At 58.1% G+C, this 24,556-nt stretch carries 24 protein-coding genes and 2 tRNA genes; 8 read left to right on the top strand and 18 right to left on the bottom strand.

Annotation, left to right across the window (positions count from 1 at the left end; all coding sequences use genetic code 11):
• Positions 1–80: 80 nt before the first annotated feature.
• The 10 genes from SOP97_RS07730 to SOP97_RS07685 form a co-directional block, all read right to left on the bottom strand.
• A tRNA-Pro gene (locus tag SOP97_RS07730) sits at positions 81–157 on the bottom strand.
• An 87-nt stretch (positions 158–244) separates the two neighbouring features.
• Complete coding sequence (locus tag SOP97_RS07725; RefSeq protein WP_274088771.1) at positions 245–601, bottom strand: MerR family transcriptional regulator; 357 nt, start codon at positions 599–601, stop codon at positions 245–247.
• Entirely contained in the window at positions 582–884 is a 303-nt protein-coding gene (gene ihfA, locus SOP97_RS07720; RefSeq protein WP_003243414.1) for an integration host factor subunit alpha, read from the bottom strand. The genes SOP97_RS07725 and ihfA overlap by 20 nt, the downstream gene beginning before the upstream one ends.
• Before the next feature lie 3 nt (positions 885–887).
• Positions 888–3,266 (bottom strand): phenylalanine--tRNA ligase subunit beta, encoded by a 2,379-nt coding sequence (pheT, locus tag SOP97_RS07715; protein ID WP_322948829.1) that lies wholly within the window; start codon positions 3,264–3,266, stop codon positions 888–890.
• 45 nt (positions 3,267–3,311) lie between these two features.
• A complete protein-coding gene (pheS, locus tag SOP97_RS07710; protein ID WP_274088769.1) occupies positions 3,312–4,328 on the bottom strand; it encodes a phenylalanine--tRNA ligase subunit alpha in 1,017 nt (338 codons plus the stop codon).
• Positions 4,329–4,423: 95 nt separating this feature from the next.
• Complete coding sequence (rplT, locus tag SOP97_RS07705; RefSeq protein ID WP_040069108.1) at positions 4,424–4,780, bottom strand: 50S ribosomal protein L20; 357 nt, start codon at positions 4,778–4,780, stop codon at positions 4,424–4,426.
• Positions 4,781–4,805: 25 nt separating this feature from the next.
• Positions 4,806–5,000, bottom strand: coding sequence for a 50S ribosomal protein L35 (rpmI, locus tag SOP97_RS07700; protein WP_136665879.1), 195 nt, complete (start codon positions 4,998–5,000; stop codon positions 4,806–4,808).
• Positions 5,001–5,060: 60 nt separating this feature from the next.
• Positions 5,061–5,612 (bottom strand): translation initiation factor IF-3, encoded by a 552-nt coding sequence (gene infC / locus SOP97_RS07695; RefSeq protein ID WP_274088779.1) that lies wholly within the window; start codon positions 5,610–5,612, stop codon positions 5,061–5,063.
• Positions 5,612–7,534: a threonine--tRNA ligase gene (gene thrS, locus SOP97_RS07690; protein WP_274088768.1), complete on the bottom strand. Its 1,923-nt coding sequence runs from the start codon at positions 7,532–7,534 to the stop codon at positions 5,612–5,614. Before thrS ends, infC begins: the two co-directional genes overlap by 1 nt.
• Before the next feature lie 244 nt (positions 7,535–7,778).
• Positions 7,779–7,855, bottom strand: a tRNA-Val gene (locus SOP97_RS07685).
• A 185-nt stretch (positions 7,856–8,040) separates the two neighbouring features.
• Here SOP97_RS07685 and SOP97_RS07680 point away from each other — a divergent pair.
• Positions 8,041–9,324: an NAD(P)/FAD-dependent oxidoreductase gene (locus tag SOP97_RS07680; protein ID WP_274088767.1), complete on the top strand. Its 1,284-nt coding sequence runs from the start codon at positions 8,041–8,043 to the stop codon at positions 9,322–9,324.
• 76 nt (positions 9,325–9,400) lie between these two features.
• Here SOP97_RS07680 and SOP97_RS07675 read toward each other — a convergent pair whose 3' ends face one another.
• Positions 9,401–10,048, bottom strand: a complete 648-nt coding sequence (locus tag SOP97_RS07675; protein WP_274088766.1) for a PA2778 family cysteine peptidase — start codon at positions 10,046–10,048, stop codon at positions 9,401–9,403.
• 268 nt (positions 10,049–10,316) lie between these two features.
• On the opposite strand from SOP97_RS07675, the gene cbpA reads away from it, so the two are divergent.
• From cbpA to SOP97_RS07645, 6 genes are all read left to right on the top strand, one after another.
• A complete protein-coding gene (gene cbpA, locus SOP97_RS07670; RefSeq protein WP_274088765.1) occupies positions 10,317–11,264 on the top strand; it encodes a curved DNA-binding protein in 948 nt (315 codons plus the stop codon).
• On the top strand, positions 11,261–11,566 hold the full coding sequence (locus tag SOP97_RS07665; RefSeq protein WP_274088764.1) for a chaperone modulator CbpM: 306 nt from the start codon (positions 11,261–11,263) through the stop codon (positions 11,564–11,566). The genes cbpA and SOP97_RS07665 overlap by 4 nt, the downstream gene beginning before the upstream one ends.
• A 65-nt stretch (positions 11,567–11,631) precedes the next feature.
• Complete coding sequence (locus tag SOP97_RS07660) at positions 11,632–12,702, top strand: HlyD family secretion protein (RefSeq protein ID WP_274088763.1); 1,071 nt, start codon at positions 11,632–11,634, stop codon at positions 12,700–12,702.
• Positions 12,699–15,434 carry a ribosome-associated ATPase/putative transporter RbbA gene (gene rbbA, locus SOP97_RS07655; RefSeq protein WP_322948828.1) on the top strand — a complete coding sequence of 912 codons (2,736 nt, stop codon included), beginning with the start codon at positions 12,699–12,701 and terminating at the stop codon, positions 15,432–15,434. The genes SOP97_RS07660 and rbbA overlap by 4 nt, the downstream gene beginning before the upstream one ends.
• A gap of 1 nt (position 15,435) precedes the next feature.
• A complete protein-coding gene (locus SOP97_RS07650; RefSeq protein WP_322948827.1) occupies positions 15,436–16,560 on the top strand; it encodes an ABC transporter permease in 1,125 nt (374 codons plus the stop codon).
• Between the two features lie 332 nt (positions 16,561–16,892).
• Positions 16,893–17,642 (top strand): substrate-binding periplasmic protein, encoded by a 750-nt coding sequence (locus SOP97_RS07645; protein WP_322948826.1) that lies wholly within the window; start codon positions 16,893–16,895, stop codon positions 17,640–17,642.
• Between the two features lie 146 nt (positions 17,643–17,788).
• Here the strand turns inward: SOP97_RS07645 and SOP97_RS07640 are convergent, their stop codons facing one another.
• From SOP97_RS07640 to SOP97_RS07620, 5 genes are all read right to left on the bottom strand, one after another.
• Positions 17,789–18,517, bottom strand: coding sequence for an LrgB family protein (locus tag SOP97_RS07640; RefSeq protein WP_322948825.1), 729 nt, complete (start codon positions 18,515–18,517; stop codon positions 17,789–17,791).
• On the bottom strand, positions 18,510–18,878 hold the full coding sequence (locus SOP97_RS07635; protein WP_274088758.1) for a CidA/LrgA family protein: 369 nt from the start codon (positions 18,876–18,878) through the stop codon (positions 18,510–18,512). The genes SOP97_RS07640 and SOP97_RS07635 overlap by 8 nt, the downstream gene beginning before the upstream one ends.
• A gap of 11 nt (positions 18,879–18,889) precedes the next feature.
• Positions 18,890–19,402, bottom strand: coding sequence for a DUF934 domain-containing protein (locus tag SOP97_RS07630; protein ID WP_322948824.1), 513 nt, complete (start codon positions 19,400–19,402; stop codon positions 18,890–18,892).
• On the bottom strand, positions 19,399–21,069 hold the full coding sequence (locus tag SOP97_RS07625; RefSeq protein WP_322948823.1) for a nitrite/sulfite reductase: 1,671 nt from the start codon (positions 21,067–21,069) through the stop codon (positions 19,399–19,401). Before SOP97_RS07625 ends, SOP97_RS07630 begins: the two co-directional genes overlap by 4 nt.
• Positions 21,070–21,497: 428 nt before the next feature.
• Positions 21,498–21,800, bottom strand: coding sequence for a DUF1883 domain-containing protein (locus SOP97_RS07620; protein WP_090256153.1), 303 nt, complete (start codon positions 21,798–21,800; stop codon positions 21,498–21,500).
• 158 nt (positions 21,801–21,958) lie between these two features.
• On the opposite strand from SOP97_RS07620, the gene SOP97_RS07615 reads away from it, so the two are divergent.
• The gene (locus SOP97_RS07615; RefSeq protein ID WP_322948822.1) at positions 21,959–22,990 is read left to right on the top strand and encodes an RNA methyltransferase; all 1,032 of its coding nucleotides are present in this window, start codon (positions 21,959–21,961) and stop codon (positions 22,988–22,990) included.
• Positions 22,991–23,092: 102 nt separating this feature from the next.
• Here the strand turns inward: SOP97_RS07615 and nfuA are convergent, their stop codons facing one another.
• Together nfuA and SOP97_RS07605 are read right to left on the bottom strand one after the other, a co-directional pair.
• Positions 23,093–23,677 carry a Fe-S biogenesis protein NfuA gene (nfuA, locus tag SOP97_RS07610; protein ID WP_322948821.1) on the bottom strand — a complete coding sequence of 195 codons (585 nt, stop codon included), beginning with the start codon at positions 23,675–23,677 and terminating at the stop codon, positions 23,093–23,095.
• Positions 23,678–23,767: 90 nt separating this feature from the next.
• The gene (locus SOP97_RS07605; protein WP_322948820.1) at positions 23,768–24,463 is read right to left on the bottom strand and encodes an alpha/beta family hydrolase; all 696 of its coding nucleotides are present in this window, start codon (positions 24,461–24,463) and stop codon (positions 23,768–23,770) included.
• Between the last annotated feature and the right edge of the window lie 93 nt (positions 24,464–24,556).

Raw genomic sequence — 24,556 nt, 5'->3', positions numbered from 1 at the left:
ACAAAAATCGCCACCACGAAAAGAATTTGCCCATAAAAAAATCCAGTCACCGCTAAGTGACTGGATTTTCTAGGATTATATGGTCGGGACGGAGTGATTCGAACACTCGACCCCTAGCACCCCATGCTAGTGCGCTACCGGACTGCGCTACGCCCCGACTAGGCGTTAATCTGTTTCGGATCCCCTAAACATGGCGAACTATACATTAAGCCCCTGAAATATGGAAACTTTTTGAATAGTGCGACTATTTTTTAAGCACCTGTAAAACATCTTCAAGCTCGGTAATCATTTGCTTGATCAGTTGTTTGTATTGAGTGCTGTCATCTTTGGCCTCGTCACCGGAAAGGCGCTGACGCGCCCCGCCAATTGTGAAACCCTGATCGTACAAAAGAGCGCGAATCTGTCGAATCATCAACACATCCTGTCGTTGATAATAGCGTCGGTTGCCGCGGCGCTTCACTGGATTTAGCTGAGGAAATTCCTGCTCCCAGTAACGCAACACATGAGGCTTAACGGCGCACAGCTCACTTACTTCACCGATAGTGAAGTAGCGTTTGCCGGGTATGACGGGTAATTCGTCGTTATGACTTGGTTCCAGCATACGCCTCGACCCTGGCTTTAAGTTTCTGGCCTGGACGGAAAGTCACCACACGGCGAGCCGTGATCGGAATTTCCTCTCCTGTTTTTGGATTACGACCGGGGCGCTGACGCTTATCGCGCAGATCAAAATTACCGAACCCCGAGAGCTTGACCTGTTCGTTGAGCTCCAGCGCTTGGCGGATCTCCTCAAAGAACAGCTCCACCAATTCCTTGGCTTCCCGTTTATTCAGGCCCAGCTCTTCATACAGACGTTCCGCCATCTCAGCTTTCGTCAGAGCCCCCATACGCTACTTCCTTAACGTGGCGTTGAACCTTTGTTCCAGGGAGGTGAGAATATCTTGCATTGCTGCGCTCACCTCATCGTCATTTAGAGTGCGCGATGCATGCTGCCAGGTCAAGCCAACCGCAAGGCTTTTTCTATCAGGATCAATACCTTTACCGTGATACACGTCAAATAGCTTGAGGTCTGTTAGCCACTCACCTGCAGCACCCTTGATACAAACAAGCAAATCCTGCGCAGGCACATCACGATCGACCAGCAAAGCCAGGTCACGCCGCACTTCAGGAAACTTAGAAAGCGCCTGGAACTTAGGCATAACGCCCTGAGTGATTTCACCCAACACGAGCTCAAACATGAAGACCGCTTGATCCAAGCCTAACGCTTTCGACAACTCAGGATGAATTGCGCCAAGGTACCCTACAAGACGCCCGTCACGCTCAATCCGAGCTGTTTGCCCCGGATGCAGCGCAGCATGCTCGCCAGGCACAAAGGCAAAGCTCGCACTTGCGCCTGCACTGGCCAGCAGAGCCTCGACATCGGCCTTCACATCATAGAAGTCGACATCATCACGAGCGTGCGCCCAGCCTTCTGGCAAGCGGCCACCACAAATCACACCTGCCAACATCGGCTCTTGCTTCAAACCTTCGAGCTGACCGACAAAGCGCAAACCACTTTCGAAGAGGCGCACACGCGACTGCTGACGATTCAAGTTATGCTCAAGCGCCTTGATCAGACCTGGCCACAAGGAAGAGCGCATCGCCGCCATATCGGCAGAGATTGGGTTAGCCAGCATCAGCGGAGCAACGCCAGGGTTGAACAGCTCGAACAATTTTGGATCGATAAAGCTGTAGGTGATTGCCTCCTGATAACCGCGAGCAACCAATAAACGACGTAGCGCCGGTAGCTCGATAGCGGCTTCGGCCTTAGTTTGTGGAGCTAAACGCGCTTGCGGATAGCGTACAGGTAAGCGATTGTAGCCATACAAGCGGGCGAGTTCTTCGATCAGATCGACTTCCAGGCTGATATCGAAGCGGTGACTTGGTACACCAACCTGCCACTGCCCTTCGCCATCAGCCTGAATATCCAAGCCCAAAGCAGCTAGCAGGCGGACAACTTCAGCCTCGTCCATCTTCAGGCCGAGCATCTGTTCGATGCGCTCAGCACGCAACGTGACCGGCTCAACACTCGGCAACTGCTGCTGATTGACGACTTCAATAATCGGCCCAGCTTCGCCCCCGACAACATCCAGCAGCAAAGAAGTCGCGCGTTCCATGGCTTCACGCGCCAGCTGCCAGTCCACGCCACGCTCAAAGCGGTGCGAGGCATCGGTGTGCAAACCGTAGGAGCGAGCCTTGCCAGCGATGGCAATGGTGTCGAAGAACGCACTTTCAAGGAACAGGTCGCACGTCTTGTCATTAACACCGCTATGCTCGCCACCCATCACGCCAGCAATGGCCAAGGCACGATTATGATCGGCGATTACCAGCGTATCGCTACGTAGGCTGACCTCCTGACCATCAAGCAAAACGAGCTTCTCGCCCTCCTCCGCCATACGCACACGGATACCACCATTGATCTCGGCAAGATCGAACGCGTGCAGCGGCTGACCCAACTCAAGCATCACGTAATTAGTGATGTCGACAGCCGCATCAATACTGCGCACATCGGCACGACGCAAACGCTCAACCATCCACAACGGCGTGGGCTTGGACAGATCGACATTACGCACAACGCGACCGAGGTAACGCGGGCAGGCTTGCGGCGCGAGCACTTCGACCGGACGCACTTCATCGTGGCTCGACGCAACCGCCTCAATTACTGGACGAGTGACAGGCGCGGCATACAGCGCACCCACTTCACGCGCCAGGCCAGCCAAAGACAGGCAATCACCACGATTTGGCGTCAGATCAACTTCGATGCTGGCGTCGTCAAGATCCAAATAGACACGAATGTCCTGACCGACTGGCGCGTCTGCCGGCAACTCCATAAGGCCATCATGGTCTTCACTGATCTGCAGCTCGGAAGCCGAGCACAGCATGCCGTTTGATTCGACACCACGCAGCTTGGCTTTCTTTATTTTGAAGTCGCCAGGCAGTTCGGCACCAATCATGGCAAACGGAATTTTCAGGCCGGGGCGCACATTCGGCGCGCCGCACACCACCTGAAAGGTTTCCGCACCACTACTAACCTGACACACACGCAATTTATCGGCATCAGGATGCTGCTCGGTGCTCAGCACCTCGCCCACCACCACGCCACTGAATACGCCCGCAGCTGGCGATACGCTATCGACTTCTAGGCCAGCCATGGACAGGCGGGCAACCAGATCGTCGCGAGAGACATCTGGGTTTACCCAGCTGCGCAGCCATTGTTCACTGAATTTCATTCTGTCTGTTCTCCTGAACCAATTCGATTACGGAATGCGAAGGCGCTAGCGAAATTGCGCCAGGAACCGCAGGTCGTTATCGAAGAACAGCCGTAAATCGTTGACGCCGTAACGCAGCATGGCCAGGCGCTCAACACCCATACCGAAGGCGAAGCCGGAGTATTTTTCCGGATCAATGCCCGACATGCGCAGTACATTCGGATGCACCATGCCGCAGCCCATAACTTCCAACCAGCCAGTCTGCTTACACACACGGCAACCTTTGCCGCTGCACATTACGCATTGCATGTCGACTTCGGCCGATGGCTCGGTGAACGGAAAGAACGAGGGACGGAAACGCACACCCAGCGGCTTCTCGAAGAACACCCGAAGGAATTCCTCAATGGTGCCTTTGAGGTCGGCAAAACTCACACCCTCGTCGACCAGCAGACCTTCGACCTGATGGAACATCGGCGAGTGAGTGATATCAGAGTCGCAGCGATAGACACGACCGGGGCAAACAATGCGGATCGGCGGCTGCTGCGATTCCATGGTGCGCACCTGTACCGGCGAGGTGTGGGTGCGCAGCAACATGTTCGCGTTGAAGTAAAAGGTGTCATGCATCGCCCGCGCCGGATGGTGGCCGGGGATATTGAGCGCCTCAAAGTTGTGGTAGTCGTTCTCTACCTCGGGGCCTTCGGCGATGCCGTAGCCTATCCGAGTAAAAAACTGCTCTACACGCTCCAGTGTGCGGGTTACAGGATGTAGCCCGCCCGACACCTGCCCACGCCCTGGCAGGGTTACATCAATCTTTTCGGCGGCGAGCTTGGCGCTCAGCGCAGCCTGTTCCAATGTCTCTTTACGATTGTTCAGAGCATCCTGAACTTTATCCTTGGCAGCATTGATCAACGCACCGGCTTGCGGGCGCTCTTCTGCTGACAGATTGCCCAGGGTCTTCATCACCTGAGTTAATTCGCCCTTCTTGCCCAGATAGTGAACGCGCAGCTGCTCTAGAGCATTCACATCGTCGGTGTGGCTAACGGCCTCAAGCGCTTGCGAGACCAGCACATCCAGATTTTCCATTTACAGACTCCAGATACGAAATAGGGGAAGAGCTTGAAGGCTCTTCCCCTATTGGTGACGTTTAGCACCGGGCGAGCCCGGTGATTGTCGGGGACTTAAGCCAGTACGGCTTTCGCTTTCTCGACAATCGCAGCAAACGCCGCTTTTTCGTTCACTGCCAGATCAGCCAGTACCTTACGGTCGATCTCAATGGACGCTTTTTTCAGGCCAGCAATGAAACGGCTGTAAGACAGACCGTTAACACGTGCACCGGCGTTGATACGAGCGATCCACAGAGCGCGGAACTGACGTTTTTTCTGACGACGGTCACGGTAGGCGTACTGGCCTGCCTTGATCACCGCTTGCTTGGCAACGCGGAACACGCGTGAACGTGCGCCGTAGTAGCCTTTAGCGAGTTTCAGAATTTTTTTGTGACGCTTGCGAGCAATAACGCCGCGCTTAACACGAGCCATGAGTAATTTCCTCTATCTTGACCGATTAACGAACGCGCAGCATGCGCGCCACTTTTGCTACGTCAGACGGGTGCACCATGGAGCTGCCCCGCAGTTGACGCTTACGCTTAGTGGACATCTTGGTCAGGATGTGGCTCTTGAAAGCGTGCTTGTGCTTGAAGCCGTTAGCAGTTTTCAAAAAACGCTTGGCTGCACCACTCTTAGTTTTCATCTTTGGCATGTTCGGATACTCCGCATTCAGTTGATAAACATAACCGCAAGGCCTGCCGTGCCCTGGTGGTTATTTCTTCTTTTTGGGGGCGATGACCATGATCAGCTGGCGTCCTTCCATCTTTGGATGCTGTTCAACGGTGCCGTATTCAAGCAGGTCAGCCTCAACCCGCTTCAACAACTCCATGCCCAGCTCCTGATGCGCCATCTCACGGCCGCGGAATCGAAGCGATACCTTGGCCCTGTCCCCATCACTAAGGAAACGTACCAGGTTGCGTAGTTTTACCTGGTAATCCCCTTCCTCCGTCCCTGGACGAAACTTGATTTCTTTAACCTGGATCTGCTTCTGGTTTTTCTTTGCAGCAGCAACCTGTTTCTTCTTTTCGAAGATCGATTTGCCGTAGTCCATCAGCTTACAAACAGGTGGCACTGCATCGGCAGAAATCTCTACCAGATCCAGCTTGGCCTCTTCGGCCTTAAGAAGCGCGTCCTCAATTGACACAATCCCGAGCTGCTCACCCTCAGCGCCAATTAACCGTACCTCACGTGCCGAGATATTCTCGTTGATCGGTGCCTTAGGTGCAGCTCGCTTATCTTGTCTCATATCACGCTTAATAATGATTACTCCAAATCTTGGCGACCACGCCGGGAAACCGCCTGCGCAAGAAGTTCAGCGAATTGAGTGACGGGCATAGAGCCCAGATCAACACCTTCGCGAGTACGCACGGCGACAGTTTTCGTCTCAACTTCCCGATCTCCGATAACCAAGAGATAGGGAACCTTGAGCAAAGTATGCTCGCGGATTTTAAAGCCTATCTTCTCGTTCCTCAAGTCAGACTTGGCACGAAAACCGCTTTGATTGAGCGTTTTTTCCACTTCGAGGGCAAAATCAGCCTGTTTATCAGTGATATTCATCACCACAGCCTGAGTCGGTGCTAGCCAAGCGGGGAACGCACCCTCGTAGTGCTCGATCAAAATACCGATGAAACGCTCGAATGAACCAAGAATCGCCCGGTGCAACATGACCGGCACTTTGCGACTGTTGTCCTCGGAAACGTAACTCGCTTCAAGGCGCTGAGGCATATTCGGATCGTACTGCAGCGTACCGCACTGCCAGGCACGACCGAGACAGTCAAGCAGGGTGAACTCGATCTTTGGACCGTAGAACGCACCCTCCCCCGGGAGATACTCCCAAGGCAGACCCGCCTCATTCAGCGCATTGGCCAGCGCCTCTTCAGCTCGATCCCAGAACGCGTCATCACCCACACGCTTAGCTGGGCGCGTAGAAAGCTTCATCTTCACATCACTGAAACCGAAGTCAGCGTAGACCTGCAACGTCAGCTTGATGAAGTCAGCGGCCTCTTTCTTGACCTGCTCTTCAGTACAGAAGATATGCGCATCATCCTGAGTGAAGCCACGCACGCGCATGATGCCATGCAGCGCACCCGACGCTTCATTGCGATGACAGGAGCCGAACTCAGCCAACCGCAGCGGCAATTCACGGTAGCTTTTCAGCCCCTGATTGAACACCTGCACGTGGCATGGGCAGTTCATCGGCTTGATAGCGTAGTCGCGACTCTCCGACTCAGTAGTGAACATATTGTCGGCGTAGTTACCCCAGTGCCCAGACTTCTCCCACAGCACGCGATCAACGATTTGCGGGGTCTTGATTTCCTGGTAGCCATTCTCGCGCTGCACACCGCGCATGTACTGCTCAAGCACCTGATAGATAGTCCAGCCATTTGGGTGCCAGAACACCATGCCAGGCGCTTCTTCCTGGGTATGGAATAGATCAAGGCGCTTGCCGATCTTGCGATGGTCGCGCTTCTCAGCCTCTTCAATACGCTGAATATAAGCCGCCAGCTGCTTCTTATCTGCCCAGGCTGTGCCGTACACACGCTGCAGCTGCTCATTCTTGGCATCGCCGCGCCAGTAAGCACCAGACAACTTGGTCAGCTTGAAAGCTTTAAGGAAGCGCGTATTCGGCACGTGCGGACCACGGCACATGTCGACGTATTCTTCGTGGTAATACAGGCCCATGGCCTGCTCATCCGGCATATCTTCAACCAGACGCAGCTTGTACTCCTCACCACGGGCGGTGAAGACATCAATAACCTCGGCGCGTGGCGTCACTTTCTTGATGACGTCGTAGTCTTTCTCGATCAGCTGCTGCATACGCTGCTCGATGGCCGCCACATCATCTAGAGTGAAGGGACGCTCAGACGCGATGTCGTAGTAGAAACCGTCATCAATGACCGGCCCGATTACCATCTTGGCAGTCGGAAACAACTGCTTAACCGCATGCCCAATCAAATGCGCACAGGAGTGGCGAATGATTTCGAGACCTTCTTGGTCTTTGGGCGTAATGATCTGCAGGGTTGCGTCGCTATCAATCACGTCACAGGCATCAACCAGCTTGCCATTGACCTTACCGGCTACCGTGGCCTTGGCCAGGCCGGCACCGATGGATTGCGCCACCTCAAGTACAGATACTGGGTGATCGAACGAACGCTGACTGCCGTCGGGAAGAGTAATGATGGGCATGGCGCCTCCTCTCCTAGTGGTGACCTCTACCAAAGGCCACATGGGTTGGGATGAGCCAGTAAGCGATTCGGCGGTAAACCTGCCATACAGAAGCAGGAGCATGTACGCCTAACCAAAACCGAACCGCAGTCACTGGAGGTTTTAAACAACAACTAACCGCATGTGAATGCTTGCAGAAAGCCTGGCTTACTGACAAGAACCCAAAAAAAAGGGCCGCCTAAGCGACCCTTTTTTCTACCAAATTTGGTAGGCACGATTGGACTCGAACCAACGACCCCCACCATGTCAAGGTGGTGCTCTAACCAACTGAGCTACGTGCCTACGATGGGTGCGCATTTTACGGCCAGGCGAAAAAGTGTCAACAAGTATTTTAGCTAACTGCCTGAATAATTGAATTTTTTACTGTTTTATCGTGCGTTTAATATTTCGCACAGGCCACTAGCCGAGCATTTTCAACTCAGGTAGCATCCGCTCATTCGTAAAATATAAAGAACAGAGGTTGCAAAATGGCGCACACAGCTTATCCACAATCCTACTATGCGGCCTCCGCCAATCCGATACCGGCACGCCCGGAGCTAAATGGTGAGGTCGAAACTGACGTGTGCATCGTCGGTGCGGGCTATACCGGCCTATCTACCGCTATTGCCCTGTTGGAAAACGGCTTCAAGGTCAGCATCGTTGAGGCGGCAAAAGTCGGCTTTGGCGCATCGGGTCGTAATGGCGGGCAGATCGTCAACAGCTACAGCCGTGATATCGATGTGATCGAGCGCAGCGTGGCACCCAAGCAAGCACAGCTGCTCGGCGACATGGCCTTTGAAGGCGGGCGCATCATTCGCGAGCGCATCGCCAAGTACAACATCCAGTGCGACCTTAAAGATGGTGGCGTCTTCGCAGCCAATACGCCTAAGCACATGAAGCATCTGGAGTCGCAGAAAAAACTCTGGGAGCGCTATGGCCACACCCAGCTGGAACTGATGGACGCCAAACGCATACAAGAAGTCGTGGGTACTGACATTTATGCCGGCGGCATGCTCGATATGAGCGGCGGCCATATCCATCCACTCAACCTGGCACTCGGTGAAGCCGCGGCAGTTGAGTCGCTCGGTGGGGTGATTTACGAGCAGTCCCCTGCTATCCGCATTGAGCGCGGCGCCAATCCCGTTGTGCACACCCCCAACGGCAGGATCAAAGCCAAGTTCGTGGTGGTCGCGGGCAACGCCTACTTGGGCAACCTGATTCCTGAACTATCGGCCAAATCGATGCCATGCGGCACCCAGGTGATTACCACTGAGCCATTGCCCCCTGAGCTGGCGAAAAGCCTGCTGCCGCAGGACTACTGCGTAGAAGACTGTAACTACTTGCTCGATTACTACCGCCTTAGCGGTGATAACCGCCTGATCTTTGGCGGCGGCGTGGTCTACGGCGCCCGTGACCCGGCCAACATTGAGGCGATCATTCGCCCGAAAATGCTCAAGGCTTTCCCGCAGCTGAAAGACGTGAAAATCGATTACGCTTGGACCGGCAACTTCCTGCTGACGCTCTCGCGCCTGCCGCAAGTCGGTCGCCTGGGCGACAACATCTATTACTCACAAGGCTGCAGCGGTCATGGCGTTACCTATACCCACTTGGCCGGCAAGGTGCTGGCCGAAGCACTGCGCGGTCAGGCCGAGCGCTTCGACGCATTCGCCGACTTACCGCATTACCCATTTCCGGGCGGTCGCCTGTTCCAGGTGCCGTTCAGCGCTTTGGGCGCTTGGTACTACACCATGCGTGACAAGCTGGGTATCTAACACCCGCACCACAAACATAAACGGCACCCTTGAGGTGCCGTTTTGCGTTTTCGCTCACGCGAATTGTTGGATGCCTTTACAGCGCGGCATCCGGCCAAACCTCACGCGCCGTGCGCAACGCACGCTGCGCCGCTGAGCCCCGACCTTGCTGCTGCAAATCACGGGCAGCCTGCAACCAGACGTTCTCAACGGGTTGTGCAGGCAGTTGATTGGTCGGCTGAATCAATACCGCCCAACGCCCGGCCTCCTCCCACGCGTCGTCGAAGCTGGCAAAGCTGCTGTACCAGCGTCGGTCATTGCCCGAACGCAGCACCAGCGTCCGCTCACGCTGGTCATAGCCCACCAGCACGGCAAACTGCGAGCCCGGCCCAGCAAACAGACGGTCCTGCAGCACCAGCACAGGGTGCCCAGCGGAAACCTGCTGCATCAACGCATCCAAGTTACCTGTCAAGGGATACACCAGGAGCTCATACGAGCGCGCCACCGCCTCAAGCCCCGCCTGCGGGCTCTGCCCTTTGCCCACCTGCTGCAGGCGCTCATCCACCAAACCAGGGCTACTGATCACTCCGTGATAATTGAGCAACGCCGCTAACGCCGAAGGCCCACCCTGAGCGTCACTGAGTTGGAAGAACGGTACATCAGTCAGCTCGACCCGTTCAGGCAAGCGCTCTGTCTCTGGCGACAGCTGCGGTGCGCCCGCGCAGGCAACGAGCAGAAAAAGCATGGCAAAGGGCAGAAGCCTGACGACTCGAATTGGCTGGAACATCACTCACCCACTGATCTATTTGTGGCGCAGAGCATAACCATGAAGTGCCCACGCCCCAACCTCTTCAGGCTACTTACAGCGTTATTTACACCCGGAAGAAACAGGTAATCATTGCCCGCAGCACGGCACCACGAACGTTTAAACCCTGATCTCGGACAACGCGTTCTGCACGCAATAGGCTTATATAGATGGGTGAACGTCTCGGTGGATAACCCAGGGTGGCCCGATGGACTTTAAGGATTACTACAAGACACTCGGCCTTGAGCCCGGTGCAGATGACAAGGCGGTCAAGGCGGCCTATCGCAAACTAGCGCGCAAATATCACCCCGACGTCAGCAAGGAAAAGGACGCGGAAAATAAGTTCAAGGAAGTCGCCGAAGCCTACGAGGTGCTGAAAAGCGCCGAAAAGCGCGCCGAGTACGATGAGCTGCGTCAATACGCCAAGCAAGGTCGGCCCTTTGAGCCGCCGCCTGGGTGGCAATCCCAGGCCCATGCCGGCTTTGCAGATAGCATGGACGGCGACAGCGAGTTTTCGGATTTTTTCGAGTCCTTGTTCGGCGCCGCTGGACGCAGCCATCGCGGCGGCCGCAGCGGCGCACGCCGCGGCCAAGACGTGGAAATGGAGCTGGCGCTGCTGCTCGAAGAAACCCTGGCGGATGAGACAAAAACCATCGCCTTCCAATTGCCGCAGTACAGCCCCGACGGCCAGCCACTGCCCGCGCTCAACAAGACCTTAAACGTAAAAATCCCACGCGGCGTGAGCAACGGCGAACGTATTCGCCTGAAAGGCCAAGGTGCGCCCGGGCTGGGCGGCGGCGCGAATGGTGACCTGTACCTGATTATTCGCTTTGTCCCGCACCCACTGTTCGACGTTGAGGGGCACAACCTGATTCTCACCGTGCCATTGGCACCCTGGGAAGCGGTGCTGGGCGGCCAGGTCACGGTGCCCACGCTGACCGGCAAAATTAACCTGCGCATCCCCGCCAACACCCAAAGTGGGCAGCGGCTACGGATCAAAGGCAAGGGGCTGCTCAGCAAATCTGGCGAGCCGGGCGATCTCTACGCGCTGTTCAAGATCGTTATCCCGCCGCAAACCGACGAGCCAGCACGCGCACTCTGGGCGCAACTGGCCGAACAAGCCGCTTTTAACCCGCGCGCGCAGTGGAGTCAGTGATGAGCAGCCTGATCATGCAATTAGACATTCACGAGTTTTGCCAACGTGCCGGGCTGTCGCAGACGGTTGTGCTGGAAATTGTCGAGCACGGCATCGTCGAACCCACAGGCCTGACACCCGATCAATGGCAATTCGATGCCGACGCTCTGGCCATCGTCAAGCGTGCGTTTCGCTTGCAAGCCGAACTGCAAATTGAATGGGCCGGGATTGCCCTGGCATTGCAGTTGCTCGATGAGCTGGAGCAGCTGCGCGCCGACAACAGCCATTTACGCCGGCGCTTGAGCCGCTTCGAGCAACCCTAGCAGGCCCTGCGTGACACCAAGCCGTGCAGTTGCAAACTCCCTCTGTTTAGCTAACCAAGGTAACTATGTCAGTCAGCCGTAAATGGATCGTTCCTGCCGCGAGCATTGCTGTCGTGGCAATAATCGCCGGCTTACTCTGGTACACCCTGCGCCCTACTGGCCTGGGAGATGGTTTCGCCAGCGGTAACGGGCGCATTGAAGCCACCGACGTCGACGTGGCCAGCAAGCTGCCCGGCCGAATCGCCAGTATCGACGTTGAGGAAGGCCAGTTCATTCAACCCGGGCAAATCATTGCCCGCATGGACACCCAGGTACTTGAAGCACAGTTGGCACAGGCCCAGGCGCAAATGCGTCAAGCACAGAACAGCCAGCTGACCGCACGCGCCCAGGTCCGCCTGCGCGAAAGCGAGAAAGTTACCGCTGAGGCGATCGTGCGTCAGCGCCAGGCTGAAGTGTCGGCCGCGCAAAAACGCCACGGTCGCAGTGCCATTCTGGTTAAACGCAATGCCATGGCGCAGCAGCAACTGGACGATGACCTCGCCCGCCTGCAAAGCACTCAGGCGGCACTGGCCGCCGCGCAGTCTCAGGTGATCTCGGCTGAAGCGGGCATTGCCGCCGCACAGTCGCAGGTGATCGAGGCGCAATCTGCCGTGGAAGCCACCCAAGCCAGCGTGGCCCGCTTGCAGATCGACATTGAAGACAGCCAGCTCAAAGCACCGCGCGGTGGCCGCGTGCAGTACCGCATCGCCGAACCCGGCGAAGTCATCGGTGCGGGCGGCAAGGTACTTAATCTGGTTGATCTGAGTGATGTCTACATGACCTTCTTCCTGCCCGAGCAGCAGGCAGGCCGAGTCGCGCTGGGCGCCGAGGTGCGTCTGGTGATAGATGCCATCCCGCAGTTTGTGATCCCGGCCAAAGTCAGCTACGTGGCCAGCGTCGCTCAGTTCACCCCGAAAACCGTGGAAACGGCCAGCGAGCGGGAAAAACTGATGTTCCGGGTTAAGGCCCGGCTTGACCCGCAACTGCTGCAGCGCCACCTCACGCAAGTCAAAACCGGCGTACCCGGCGTGGCGTATCTGCGCCTCGACCCACAGGCCGAGTGGCCTGAGCAGCTGGCGATTAAGGTTCCGCAGTGAGCACAGCCGCGGCAACCGTTGCAGAGCTGCATGATGTCAGCCTGCACTACGGCAAAACCTGCGCCCTCAATGCCGTCAGCCTGGACGTACCCGCGCAACGCATGGTCGGCTTGATCGGCCCGGACGGCGTGGGCAAGTCCAGCTTGCTGGCGCTGATTGCCGGTGCCCGTAAAATCCAGAGCGGGCAGATCGAGGTGCTCGGTGGCGACATGGCCAGCCGCGACCATCGCCGACAGGTTTGCCCGCATATCGCTTACATGCCTCAAGGGTTAGGCAAGAACCTCTACCCAACGCTCTCGGTGATCGAGAACCTGGACTTCTTCGCCCGCCTGTTCGGCCAGGCCGAGGCCGAGCGCAAGAGCCGTATCGATGACCTGCTGCGTAGCACCGGCCTCAGTAAATTTGGCGAACGCCTGGCCGGCAAGTTGTCGGGCGGCATGAAGCAAAAGCTCGGGCTGTGCTGCGCCTTGATCCACGACCCTGACCTGCTGATCCTCGACGAGCCCACCACCGGGGTCGACCCGCTGTCGCGTAACCAGTTCTGGGAGTTGATCGAGCGCATTCGCGCCCAACGCCCACAAATGAGCGTGCTGGTGGCCACGGCTTACATGGAAGAGGCCGAGCGCTTTGATCATTTGATCGCCATGGATGACGGCGCCGTACTGGCCACCGGCAGCCCGACCGAGCTGCTGCAACGCACAGGCTGCAAACATCTGGAAGACGCCTTTATCGCCCTGATGCCGGAGGCCAAGCGTAAGGACCATACGCAATTGGTCATCCCGCCAAGGCCGGCAGGCGAGCAGGAAATTGCCATTGAGGCGCGCGACCTGACCCTGCGTTTCGGTGATTTTGTCGCGGTCGACCACGTCGACTTTCGCATTGAGCGCGGGGAAATCTTCGGCTTTCTCGGCTCCAATGGCTGCGGCAAAACCACCACCATGAAGATGCTGACCGGCTTGTTACCCGCCAGTGAGGGGCAAGCCCTGCTGTTCGGCCAAACGGTAGACGCCAACGACATGGCTACGCGCAAGCGGGTTGGTTATATGTCGCAGGCCTTCTCGCTGTACGGCGAATTGAGTGTGCGGCAAAACCTGGTGCTGCACGCCCAGCTGTTTCACGTTGCGACCGAGCAGATTGACGCGCGGGTCGCGGAAATGGCCGAACGCTTCAGCCTGGGCAACGTCATGGAGCAACTGCCTGAGCGCTTGCCGCTGGGTATTCGTCAGCGGCTATCGCTGGCGGTGGCGATGATCCACAAACCTGAAATCCTCATCCTTGATGAACCGACCTCAGGCGTCGACCCGATTGCCCGCGATGTGTTTTGGCAACTGATGCTCGATCTGTCACGCGATGACGGCGTGACCATCTTCATCTCCACGCATTTTATGAACGAAGCGTTGCGCTGCGACCGCATCTCCTTGATGCACGCGGGCAAGGTACTGGACAGCGATACGCCACAGGCACTGATGGACAAGCGCGGCCTGCCAACCCTGGAGGCGACCTTTATCGCCTACCTGCAAGAGGCGGTTGGCAAGCCAACACCCACCGAAGCCCCTGCACCCGCCCCGGACGCGAGCAGCGCTGCCGTCCGCCCGGCCGCGCGCCGACGTTTCAGTTTGCTGCGCCTGTTCAGCTATACCCACCGCGAAACCCTGGAGCTGCGCCGCGACCCGATTCGCGGGAGCATGGCGCTGTTCGGCAGCCTGCTGCTGTTGTTCATCATCGGCTATGGCATCAGCCTGGATGTGGAAAATCTCACCTACGCCGTGCTCGACCGCGACCAAACCACCACCAGCCAGGCCTATGCACTCAACCTGGCTGGCTCGCGCTACTTCCTTGAGCAAGCGCCTCTGCACGATTACGACGAACTGGAACGGCGCATGCGCAGCGGTGAAATCAGCCTGGCGGTGGAAATACCGCCTAATTTTGGCCGCGACCTCAAGCGCGGCGCCGTGCCGCAGATTGGCATGTGGCTCGACGGCGCGATGCCCATGCGCGCCGAAACCATCAAGGGGTATGTCACGGGCCTGCATGCCAGTTACCTGCAACAACTGGCACGCCAGAATAGCGCCTCGACCAGCAGCAACCTGCCGACGTTGGAAGTGCGCTACCGCTACAACCCGGACGTGGAAAGCCTGAATGCCATGGTGCCGGCGGTGATCCCACTGCTGCTGATGTTGATTCCGGCGATGCTCACCGCCCTTGGCGTGGTACGTGAAAAGGAGCTGGGCTCGATCATCAACCTGTATGTCACCCCGGTCACCCGCCTGGAGTTCCTGCTCGGCAAACAGCTGCCGTATATCGCCTTGGGCATGCTCAATTTCATCTTGTTGCTGATGGCCGCCGTCTTCGTCTTCGACGTGCCGCTCAAGGGTAGCCTGCTGGCCCTGCTGACTGGCGGCCTGCTGTACATCAGTTGCGCTACGGCTATGGGCCTGCTGATGTCGACCTTCACCCGCAGCCAGATTGCCGCGGTATTTGGTACGGCCATCGTCACCCTGATTCCGGCCATTCAGTTTTCCGGGCTGATTTACCCGGTGTCCTCGCTGGAAGGCTTTGGCGCCGTGATTGGACAGATTTACCCCACCTCGCACTTTTTAATCATCAGTCGCGGGGTATTTTCCAAGGCCCTGGGCTTCGTTGAGCTGTACCGCTACTTCATCCCCCTGCTGATCACCATTCCCGTTCTGCTGGCGCTGTGCACCAGCCTACTGAAGAAGCAGGAGGCCTGACATGGCGCAGCTGGCGAATATCTTTCACCTGGGGCTCAAGGAGTTGCGCAGCCTACAACGTGACCCGGCGTTGCTGTTGCTGATTGTCTGGGCCTTCACCTTGGGCATTGTTACGGCCGCTACCAGCATGCCGGAGAGCCTGCACAATGCCTCGATAGCCGTGGTCGACGAGGACCGCTCGCCGCTCTCGGCCCGCTTGATTGATGCCTTTCAGCCGCCGTTTTTCCGCGCGCCGCAACGCATTGAGCTGAACGAGATGGACCACGGCATGGACTCCGGGCAGTACACCTTCACCCTGAATATCCCGCCCGATTTCCAGCGTGATGTACTCGCCGGGCACAGCCCAGCGATTCAGCTCAACGTCGATGCGACCCAAGTGAGCATGGCCTTCACTGGTGCGGGCTATATCCAAATGATCGGCGCCCAGGAAGTCAGCGCGTTCTTGCGTCACTACCGCGCCGATCTGCCGCAGCAGGCTGAATTGGCCGTGCGCGTCGCGTTTAACCCGAACCTGACACGCAGCTGGTTCGGCTCGGTGATGGAGGTGATCAACCAGATCACCATGCTGTCGATCATCCTCACCGGTGCCGCGCTGATCCGTGAGCGTGAGCACGGCACCATCGAACACCTGCTGGTGATGCCCGTAACGCCGCCTGAGATCATGCTGGCCAAGGTCTGGTCGATGGGCCTGGTGGTGTTGGTGGCCACCGCGCTGTCGTTACTGTTAGTGGTGCAGGGCTGGCTGCAGGTGCCGATTGCCGGCTCGCTGCCGCTGTTTCTGTGCGGTGCGCTGCTGCATCTGTTTGCCACCACCTCAATGGGCATTTTCTTCGGCACTATCGCGCGCTCAATGCCACAACTGGGCTTGCTGATCATTCTGGTACTGATCCCACTGCAGATCCTCTCCGGCGGCACCACGCCGCGCGAGAGCATGCCTGAACTGGTGCAGCAGATCATGCTGGTGGCGCCGACCACCCACTTCGTCGACCTGGCCCAGGCAATCCTTTACCGCGGTGCAGGTTTTGCCACCGTTTGGCCGCAGTTCGTGGCGATCATCGCCATTGGCGCGTTGTTTTTTGCCGGCGCGCTGCTGCGCTTTCGCAAGACCCTGGCGCAGATCAACTAAAGGCTCGCTGCTCATGGCGGGCTGCTGGATACCTTGTCGAATGGCGCCCGCGTTTTATCCGGCTAGACATCCCGCATCAGAACAACTTGAAAATCTGAGCAGCAGCAGTTTCAGTGGCCGTTTTACAGCGCCATACTGCAGCCTCGCATACACCTTCGTGTTTTAACGCGCGCGGTGGTTTGTCCGCGTACTCGGGGTTACCCGCTTACCGCAAAACGCGGGATGATCAATTTAGCCGCCTAATCAACCGCACAGACGCCAGGCTTATTCGGGGCTTCTGTGTGCCCTGCTCAAGTAGCCTCCCATAAGGCGCACAGTTTCCAGGCCACCACGTGAAATATTCGACACTCACTGCAGCGCTGCTCTGCCTATTGTTCAGCCACCTTGCTCGGGCTGAGCCGTATCAGGTCGTGACCGAAGAGTGGGCCCCCTACAACTACCAAGCGAACAATCAGCTCACCGGCATGAGCACGGAGATCATCCGGGCCATTATGGCCCTGACCGGTGATAACTTTGAGGTGTTGCTAGTGCCCAGTATGCGTACCTCCCGCACCTTACGAACACGCCCGAAAACCATCATGTACTCAATGTTCCGCACAGCTGAGCGTGAGCCGTTATACAAATGGGTCGGGCCGCTCGTGGAAGAGTCTATTTACCCCTATCAGTTGGCCAATACCTCGCAGCCGATAACTTCCCTGGAGCAACTTCTGCGGGCTCCGCAGATCACCACGCGCCATGCAGGGCTAGTCCCCGACATGCTGCAATCACTGGGTTTCAACAACCTCGATAAGAGTGCCGCCAATAGCCATCAGCTCTACCGCATGCTGCTGGCCGGACGCACCGACATCATCATTGGCGACACTGCGGCAGGGGTGGCTTACTACAGCCGCGAGTTGAATATCCCAGCCGGGACATTGCGGCAGATCCCCCTCGAACTCTATCGCTCACCGCTGTACATCGCCTTTAGCCTCGACTCTGACGATGAACTGCTCGCCGCATGGGCTAACGCCTTAGCGCAGCTGCGCCAATCGGGTGAGCTGGAGCGCATCCAGCGGCGGTACGAGCAACCTATAGGGCAATAAAAGCGCTGGCTGGTAACAGCTATTCGTCACGATGTAGCCACCACAGGGCAGCGATAAGCCGCGCCTGCCCGTGACAGTCATCAGCACGGCAGCAGGTTAAAAAAAACGGGAGCACGAGGCTCCCGCTTCTCTTTTATGGCGACAGGTTACAAACCCGAGAGCGCCCAGCCCGCTACAAATGGCAAGAGTACGGCGCTGATCACGCCCAGCAGGCTCATACCCAGAGCGGCGAAAGCACCACACTCCGAGCCTTCCTCCAGTGCCCGCGCCGTGCCGATGGCATGGGCGTTGATGCCGTAGCTCAGCCCGCGCGCCGCCGGGTGGGTCACATTGAACACGCCCAGCAACCAAGGCCCTAAGGCCGTGCCAATCACCCCAGTCAGCATCACAAACACCGCGGCCAGGGAGGCCAGGCCGCCGAGCTGTTCAGCCGCCAGCATGGCAATCGGCATGGTCACCGACTTGCCCGACAGGCTCGCCAACACCGGCAACTGTGCCCCCATCGCATGAGCAATCACCAACGTCAGCGTGACCGTCAACGAGCCGCCGACCAGTACCGTCAGTAGCACCGGCCACGCCAGCAGGCGAATACGCTTGATGTTGTTATACAAAGGCACCGCCAGGGCAATTGTCACCGGGCCCAGCAAAAAGGCGATGGGCGCCGCACCTTCACGGTAGGTGGCGTAATCCATACCGCAGGCCAGCAACGCGCCCACCACCAGCAACATGGACACCATCACTGGTTGCAGCACTAGCCAACCACTGCGCCGGTACAACCACAAGGCAAACTGGAACGCCAGCAGCGTCAGCCCTACGGGGAACAGCGGGTGATCGATCACCAACTGCGCCACCATCCGCCACGATGACTCACTCATGACGCCCCTCCTCACGCTGTTCAACACGAATCGCTAGGCGTTGCATCATCCAGCCGCACAGCGGCACCGTGACCAGCAACGACAGGCACAATGCGGTGAGGATCGCCGGCAGATCGGCGAGCAGTGCATCACTGGCCAGCATGATCCCCGCTGCGGGTACCACGAACAGCAATGGCAGATACTGCAGCAGCACGCTGGTCGCCTGACCCAGGGGTTCGCTGACCCCGCCGCGCAACAACAGGTAGCCAAACAATAGGAGTAAGCCAATCACGCTACCGGGCAACACGGGCAGCAGTAACTCGCTGACAAGGCTGCCAACGATTTGCAGGAGGACCAGCCAGGTCAGTCCTTTCAACACCATGAGAAAACTCCTTATGTACGACGTCGGAACAATGGCCGCGGCTCGATGGCCGACCGCCCATATACCACACTCATCCCGGCTAAGCCCTTGAGTGCATCCGTAACTGACTTGTCTTCACGCACCGCAAAGGCATCAAAACCGCACTGGCGCATATGGCTGAGCTGGTCACGCAGCACATCGCCCACCGCGCGCAATTCGCCCTGCCACCCCAATCGGGTGCGCAACAAATAGGCCTGGCTGTAGCCACGACCATCGCGAAAGCTCGGGAAGTCGATGGCGATCAGCGGCAGGATCGCGAGATAAGCCTGCAGGCTTTCGACTTCATCATCCGGGGCCAGGCAAATACCGTCAGGGCTCAAGCGCTCACCCAGCAGCACAGCCTGCTCTTGGCGCTCAACCCAGACGTCCAATGGCAGAATCAACGGCCCGTCCGGGTGCGGCTCTGGGGTATCAGCCACCAGCGTCCAGGGGTCGTTTTCGATGATGCGCGGGGCGCCATCAAGCAAGCGGATCAGGTTATTCATGCGTTCACCTGCTGCTTGCGATAGACCTGTTCCTTGAACGGCTCCAGGCCGATTCGCTGCACAGTATCGACAAAACGCTCGTCGGCTTCGCGGTAGTCAGCAAAGGTGCGTACCAGCCCATCGATCACCTCAGGAATCTGCTCGGCGCTGAACGCCGGACCGATCACCTTGCCCAGTGCACTGCTTTTGCCTTGCGAGCCACCAATGGTGACCTGGTACCACTCGCTGCCGTTTTTATCGACGCCGAGAATACCGATGTTGCCAATATGGTGATGGCCGCAAGCATTCATACAGCCGGAGATATTCAGGCTGATATCGCCTAGGTCATGCAGGTAATCAAGGTCGTCGAATCGCTGCTGAATCGCCTGGGCAATCGGGATCGACTTGGCGTTGGCCAGGGCGCAGAAGTCGCCGCCCGGGCAGGCAATCACATCCGTCAGCAGCCCGACATTTGGCGTTGCCAGGCCCGCTTCAGCGGCCGCCTGCCACAAGGCATAGAGGTCCGCTTTGCGGATATCAGGCAAGACAACGTTCTGCTCATGGGCAATGCGCAACTCGGCAAAACCAAAGCGCTCGGCCAGATCGGCCAGCGCGTTCATCTGCTGCGCCGTCACATCACCAGGCGGTGCGGCGATGCCCGGTTTGGTCGACAGCACCACGGCGATATAACCCGGCACCTTGTGCGCCAGGGTATTGCGCGACACCCAGCGGGCGAATTCAGCGTTCTGCGCCAAGGCAGTACCGAAACCCAGATCGACCTCAGGCAATGCTTCATACGGCGGCGCAATGAAGGCATCGGCCACCCGCTGATACTCTTCCTGGGTCAACTCGGCCGGGCCATCTTTGATGTGTTGCCACTCCGCCTCAACCTCACGGGCAAACGCCTCGATCCCCAGGGCTTTGACCAGGATCTTGATGCGCGCCTTGTACTTGTTGTCACGCCGGCCATGGCGGTTGTACACGCGCAGCACGGCCTCGACATAGGACAGCAGATGCTGCCACGGCAACGCCTCACGAATCTGCTGGCTGAGGATAGGCGTGCGTCCTAAACCGCCGCCCACCATGACCCGCAACAACAGCTCGCCCGCCGCGTCGCGATATAGATAAAGACCGATGTCATGCATCATCACCGCCGCACGGTCTTCTTCAGCGGCGCACAGGGCGATCTTGAACTTACGCGGCAGGTAGAGGAATTCCGGATTGATGGTCGACCACTGCCGGAGGATTTCCGCCAGCGGGCGTGGGTCCAGCAGCTCATCGGCGGCGACCCCAGCGAAGGCTTCAGTGGTGATATTGCGCACACAGTTGCCGGAGGTCTGGATCGCGTGCATCTCCACCTCGGCGAGGTGTTCGAGAATATCCGGCACCTGCTCCAGCTCGATCCAGTTGAACTGAATGTTCTGCCGGGTGGTGAAGTGCCCATAACCCCGGTCGTAATGCTGCGCGATATTGGCCAACGCGCGCATCTGCCGCGCCGCTAGCGTTCCGTAGGGGATCGCCACCCGTAGCATGTAGGCATGTTTCTGCAGATACAGGCCATTTTGCAGGCGCAGCGGCAGAAACTCTTCCTCGCTTAGCTCGCCACTGATACGGCGCTCAACCTGATCGCGAAACTGCGCCACACGCTCATGCACCAGCGCGTGGTCATATTCATCGTATTGGTACATCGGCGGCCTCGGCTGTTATCGATAGCGCACTATGCCCACGGCCCTGATACCGAAACAGCGGCAGATTAGGCGTAAAAATACGGATCAGATGGGCTTGCGCGCCAGCAACAGGCAGCCAAGCGCGACGATACGCTCGCGGGTTTCGAGCACAGGCTGCGGGTTAGTCGGCTGATTTAACCAAGGCGCTCGGCCCACGCTGTGGCGCCGAGCAGTGCGCGAAAATCGGTGAATAGCGACGGCACAGTGCACGTGCAAGGTCACAGGCCGGCTTACCCAGCGAGCAGGGGGCGCTCGTTAGTTGTCTGCGCCCTTCCATAGCCACTGCCGCACGAGCAAACGGCAGCAGAAGGAAGGCTTGGAGACAGAGCGCATTGCAGGAGGCTGAGCGGGTTTAAAGGCCTGAGCGTTGAGCACAGGCAAAATCCGTATCAGCTCAAGCGGGAGGTGGATTTGCGTACGATTTTGATCGAGTGCTTGAGCGTTGGCTTACGCGTCACGCTGATGGCTTTCCGGCTTACCGTATCGATGGTGATATTCCAGAAGCCGCTGCTCGGTACGGTGATCTTCGCCGGAAAAGTGTCAAACGCGCCGCCGTGGTAAGTATGCCGGCCGCCATTCTTAAAGCTGCGGAAGTTGGCATCGCTCATCAGGCGAATGTTGCAAGTTTGCGAGCACTCGATCACGACGACGTCGTCTTCGTTGAGGTGTTCGCGCTGGTGTATAAATTTCATCTACCGCTCCGCACAGCTGGGTCAGGCTAATCAGGCCGCTAGTATGAGTGCCCGCGCCCCGGAGAGCAAAGCGCGATGCGGTTTTGCCCAGGTTAGCCGACGCCTGCCCGCCGCCACACATTCCACCGCATCCTGGCCGGTGGTAGCATGCGCGCCCCATGCATATCCACGACTTTCACCAACGCCTCACCGATCTCGGTGCCAAGCCCATGCACATCGGGCGGATTACCCGTGCCTGGCTGCGCGGCATGCCGCTGGATACCGGCACGCGTAACCAGAAGACCGAGAACTTCCTGCCGCTGGCGGTGCGTAACGCCCTGCCCGAACTGAGCAACGCGCTGGATGGACTGGCCCGTCTCAGCTCCGAACACCCGGCGACGGACGGCTCGGCGCGCCTGCTGGTGGAGCTGGCCGACAAGCAGATGGTGGAAAGCGTACTGCTGCCGCGCGATGGGCTGTGCGTCTCCAGCCAGGTGGGTTGCGCAGTGGGTTGTGTGTTCTGCATGACCGGTAAGAGCGGCCTGCTGCGCCAACTGACCACCAGCGAAATTCTCGCCCAGGTGGCATTGGCCCGGCGTTTTCGCGCGGTAAAGAAAGTGGTGTTTATGGGCATGGGTGAGCCGGCGCATAACCTGGATAACGTGCTCGAAGCGATCAACCTGCTCGGCACTGAAGGTGGCATCGGCCAGCGCAACCTGGTGTTTTCTACCATCGGCGATCCGCGGGTGTTTGAGCGTTTGCCAGAGCAGCAGGTCAAGCCTGCCCTGGCGCTGTCGCTACATACCACCAATGCCGAGCTGCGCCAGGCGCTGCTACCACGCGCGCCGCGTATCGATCCTGAAGAACTGGTGGAGCTGGGCGAAACCTACGCGCGGCAGATCGACTATCCGATCCAATACCAGTGGACGCTGCTCAAGGGCATCAACGACAGCCAGGAAGAAATGGACGGTATTCTGCGCCTGCTCAAGGGCAAGTACGCGATCATGAACCTGATCCCCTACAACAGCCTGGAAGCTGACGAATTCCAACGCCCCGATGGCGACCGTATCGTGCAGATCGTGCGCTACCTGCACAGCCGTGGCGTGCTGACCAAGGTGCGCAACTCGGCGGGGCAGGACATTGATGGCGGCTGCGGGCAGCTGCGGGCGCGGGCGACTGAGGTAATTGATCGGCGCAAAAACCGTGTTTGAGTGATGACTGCACTGTTGCAGTCGCGGCTAAAGCCCCTCCCACGCAAAGTAAGCACCAACAAAAATGCCCGCACTGCGCGGGCATTTTTTATCGCGGTCTACTTAGTAGTAGGCGTTTTCCTTGATGCTGTGATCGGTCACATCACGCACGCCTTTTAGCTCGGGGATGCGCTCCAGCAGGGTCTTCTCGATACCCTCTTTAAGGGTCAAGTCGACCTGACCGCAGCCCTGGCAGCCGCCGCCGAACTTCAGCACGGCAATACCGTCGTCAACCACGTCGATCAGGCTGACTTCGCCGCCATGGCTGGCCAGACCCGGGTTGATCTCGGTCTGCAGGTAGTAGCTGATGCGCTCGTTGATCGGGCTGTCTTCATTGACCATCGGCACCTTGGCGTTCGGCGCCTTGATGGTCAGCTGGCCGCCCATACGGTCGGTGGCGTAATCGACCACTGCATCGTCAAGAAACGGCTCGCTGACCGCATCGATCCAGGCGGTAAAGCTGGCCAGGCCTAGGGCCGTGTCTTCAGCTTTCTGCTCGCCTGGCTTGCAATAAGCAATGCAGGTTTCGGCGTACTGGGTGCCTGGCTGGGTGATAAACACACGAATGCCGATGCCCGGGGTGTTCTGCTTGCTCAGCAGATCAGCCAGATAATCGTGGGCAGCGTCGGTAATGGTAATAGTGCTCATGGCAACTCCTCGCAAACATGGGCGCAGTGTACGCCACTCGCCAGCGCCGGCAAAGTCCTAGTGTTTTAGTAGGAATAACATCAGCCGCACTTATGCAGCGTCCTGCTCGCGCCCGATGAACGCCGCAATCGCTTCAGCCGCACTAAGCAAGTGCTGAGAATGAGTGAAACCTGAGCTTTTCAGCGGTTTTAGATCGTGATCGCCGGCCGTTAGCCAATGCAGTTTGATCGCCCCAGACAGCGCATAGCCCTGAACCGTTTGACGATTACCCAGCGCATCGCGCTCGCCCTGAATGATCAGCGTCGGGGTTTTCAACTCGGCCAGGTGCGCGACACGCGGCTTCTCCGGTTTGCCAACGGCGTAGAAGGGATAACCCAGACACACCAACGCGTCGACGTTCAGCTCATCGGCCAGCAGGCTGGCCATGCGCCCACCCATCGACTTGCCACCAATCGCCAGCGGCCCTGCGACCTGTTGGCGCACCTGGTGGTAGACCTCACGCCACTGCTCAAGCAATTGCGCCTGAGGATTGGGCGGACGTTTCTTGCCGTCCTGCCGCCGTGCGGCCATGTAGGCAAACTCGAAACGCAGCAGCGCAACCCCACAGGCAACAAGGTTTTGCGCCATGTGTTGCATAAATTCGCTGTCCATCGGCGCGCCGGCACCATGGGCCAGGATCAAGGTCGCGCGCGGCTCGCCTCGCGGCCGACCCCACAGCCAGCCCTCCGGGCTCTGTTCCCGCACGTATTGATCCCCGTCAATACCCGCTTCCCTTGCTTTGCTCATGCTTGCCTCGCTTAAAGAATCCGTTGGACTGCGGCGCTGATCGTACAGGCGCGCAGCCGCTGATTTTCGATGATCTGCCTATAACCGTGGATG

The organism is Pseudomonas spirodelae (assembly GCF_034653255.1).
GTDB classification, from domain to species: domain Bacteria; phylum Pseudomonadota; class Gammaproteobacteria; order Pseudomonadales; family Pseudomonadaceae; genus Aquipseudomonas; species Aquipseudomonas spirodelae.
This window is presented reverse-complemented; position numbering and strand designations above follow the sequence as displayed.

Coding starts and splice junctions, on each gene's coding strand:
- SOP97_RS07725 (WP_274088771.1), bottom strand. CDS start 601: ATGCTGGAACCAAGTCATAACGACGAATTACCCGTCATACCCGGCAAA.
- ihfA (WP_003243414.1), bottom strand. CDS start 884: ATGGGGGCTCTGACGAAAGCTGAGATGGCGGAACGTCTGTATGAAGAG.
- pheT (WP_322948829.1), bottom strand. CDS start 3,266: ATGAAATTCAGTGAACAATGGCTGCGCAGCTGGGTAAACCCAGATGTC.
- pheS (WP_274088769.1), bottom strand. CDS start 4,328: ATGGAAAATCTGGATGTGCTGGTCTCGCAAGCGCTTGAGGCCGTTAGC.
- rplT (WP_040069108.1), bottom strand. CDS start 4,780: ATGGCTCGTGTTAAGCGCGGCGTTATTGCTCGCAAGCGTCACAAAAAA.
- rpmI (WP_136665879.1), bottom strand. CDS start 5,000: ATGCCAAAGATGAAAACTAAGAGTGGTGCAGCCAAGCGTTTTTTGAAA.
- thrS (WP_274088768.1), bottom strand. CDS start 7,534: ATGCCCATCATTACTCTTCCCGACGGCAGTCAGCGTTCGTTCGATCAC.
- SOP97_RS07680 (WP_274088767.1), top strand. CDS start 8,041: ATGGCGCACACAGCTTATCCACAATCCTACTATGCGGCCTCCGCCAAT.
- SOP97_RS07675 (WP_274088766.1), bottom strand. CDS start 10,048: ATGCTTTTTCTGCTCGTTGCCTGCGCGGGCGCACCGCAGCTGTCGCCA.
- cbpA (WP_274088765.1), top strand. CDS start 10,317: ATGGACTTTAAGGATTACTACAAGACACTCGGCCTTGAGCCCGGTGCA.
- SOP97_RS07660 (WP_274088763.1), top strand. CDS start 11,632: ATGTCAGTCAGCCGTAAATGGATCGTTCCTGCCGCGAGCATTGCTGTC.
- SOP97_RS07650 (WP_322948827.1), top strand. CDS start 15,436: ATGGCGCAGCTGGCGAATATCTTTCACCTGGGGCTCAAGGAGTTGCGC.
- SOP97_RS07640 (WP_322948825.1), bottom strand. CDS start 18,517: ATGAGTGAGTCATCGTGGCGGATGGTGGCGCAGTTGGTGATCGATCAC.
- SOP97_RS07635 (WP_274088758.1), bottom strand. CDS start 18,878: ATGGTGTTGAAAGGACTGACCTGGCTGGTCCTCCTGCAAATCGTTGGC.
- SOP97_RS07630 (WP_322948824.1), bottom strand. CDS start 19,402: ATGAATAACCTGATCCGCTTGCTTGATGGCGCCCCGCGCATCATCGAA.
- SOP97_RS07625 (WP_322948823.1), bottom strand. CDS start 21,069: ATGTACCAATACGATGAATATGACCACGCGCTGGTGCATGAGCGTGTG.
- SOP97_RS07620 (WP_090256153.1), bottom strand. CDS start 21,800: ATGAAATTTATACACCAGCGCGAACACCTCAACGAAGACGACGTCGTC.
- SOP97_RS07615 (WP_322948822.1), top strand. CDS start 21,959: ATGCATATCCACGACTTTCACCAACGCCTCACCGATCTCGGTGCCAAG.
- nfuA (WP_322948821.1), bottom strand. CDS start 23,677: ATGAGCACTATTACCATTACCGACGCTGCCCACGATTATCTGGCTGAT.
- SOP97_RS07605 (WP_322948820.1), bottom strand. CDS start 24,463: ATGAGCAAAGCAAGGGAAGCGGGTATTGACGGGGATCAATACGTGCGG.